This window comes from Vaccinium witches'-broom phytoplasma str. VAC, assembly GCF_000309405.1.
Taxonomy (GTDB): Bacteria; Bacillota_I; Bacilli_A; order Acholeplasmatales; family Acholeplasmataceae; genus Phytoplasma.
The window spans coordinates 1-1,360 of record NZ_AKIN01000246.1 but is presented as its reverse complement, the minus strand read 5'-3'; the positions used below and the strand labels follow the sequence as shown (position 1 = coordinate 1,360).

The 1,360-nt window shown below is 24.3% G+C and carries 3 protein-coding genes; all 3 read left to right on the top strand.

Going from position 1 to position 1,360, the window contains the following annotated elements:
• Positions 1 to 34: 34 nt before the first annotated feature.
• Positions 35 to 265, top strand: coding sequence for a 50S ribosomal protein L31 (gene rpmE / locus RI68_RS03295; protein WP_017192579.1), 231 nt, complete (start codon positions 35 to 37; stop codon positions 263 to 265).
• Between the two features lie 40 nt (positions 266 to 305).
• On the top strand, positions 306 to 884 hold the full coding sequence (locus RI68_RS03290; protein ID WP_017193808.1) for a thymidine kinase: 579 nt from the start codon (positions 306 to 308) through the stop codon (positions 882 to 884).
• A gap of 43 nt (positions 885 to 927) precedes the next feature.
• Positions 928 to 1,360, top strand: a 433-nt coding sequence (locus RI68_RS03285; protein WP_026071966.1) for a nucleoside deaminase, incomplete at its 3' end; no start/stop codon positions are given.

The following is a 1,360-nucleotide window of genomic DNA, read 5'->3' as shown; positions in this document are numbered from 1 at the left end:
AATTTTTTAATAAAATAAAAAAGGGATTTTATTTATGAAAAATAAATTACAACAACCCGAGTTTTATGAAATAGAAGTTTCTTGTGCTACTTGCAAGACAACACATAAAATAGGTACAACAGTTAAAACTATGAAAATTGAAACTTGTTCCAATTGTCATTCTTTTTATACTGATTCACAAGTTTTTGTAACTGTCGCTGGACAAGTAGATAAGTTTCACAAACGTTATGGTTATGATCAAAAAAAAGACGATAATAAACAATAAACAGAGGAATAATTTTTAACATAGAAAGGTTTTATAAAAAATGATTTTAGATCAAGAAGGGTTTATTGAAGTCATTTGTGGACCGATGTTTTCCGGAAAGACGACAGAATTGATTAAAAATATTGAAACATTGAATTCATTGAAAAAAAAATTTTTAGTTTTCAAACCTTCAATTGACAAACGTTATTCTCTCAAAAGTGAATTGGTAACTCACGATTTAAAAACCGTTCCTTCTTTGTTAGTTAATAAAAGTTCAGACATTTTAGATATTATTAAAGAAAATGAAAAAATTGAATATTTAATCATAGATGAAATTCAATTTTTTGATAAAGATATAGAAAAAATTTTAAACAATTTATCTTATAAAGGTATGAAAATTATTATAGCTGGTTTAGAATTGGATTATCGCGGAGAACCATTCGGTTCCATGCCATATTTATTATCAATATCTGATAAAGTAACTAAGTTAAAATCTTTTTGTTTTATTTGTGGAAAAGAGGCAACAAGAACACAAAGAATATTTTCTAACAAAAAAGCAAATGATGAAGAACAACCTGTTATTTTAATAGGTGGTAATAATTATCATAAATCTTGTTGTCGTAAATGTCATAATTTTTAAAAAAATTTATTTTAAAAATTCATGTAAGGAATTTAATGTATAATTGAATATAGAAGAAAAGCATTTTGTCTTTATGAAAGAAGCTTTTAAAGAAGCTAAAAAAGCTTTTTTAAAAGATGAAGTTCCTGTTGGCGCTGTTGCTATTATGAATGATAAAATAATATCAAGAGCTCACAATAATATAGAAAAAAGTCAATTATTTTATGGTCATGCTGAATTTTTACTTTTAATGAAATTAAATAAAAAATTAAAAACTTATCGAATGGATGAAGTAATTATTTATATCACTTTGGAACCTTGTCTTATGTGCGCTGGCGCTTTAATTCAATCTCGGATTCAAACAATATATTATAGTGCTTTCAATCCAAAATCATATTTTTTTAAAAAATTCTTTGTTCTTTTGGAAGAAAAAAAACATAAACAAAATAATTTTATTAAATTAGAATTATTGGAAAAAGAAAATGAACATATTTTAA

Bases quoted from the DNA above. Each gene is read 5' to 3' on its own strand.
- rpmE (WP_017192579.1), top strand. From the start codon at position 35: ATGAAAAATAAATTACAACAACCCGAGTTTTATGAAATAGAAGTTTCT.
- RI68_RS03290 (WP_017193808.1), top strand. From the start codon at position 306: ATGATTTTAGATCAAGAAGGGTTTATTGAAGTCATTTGTGGACCGATG.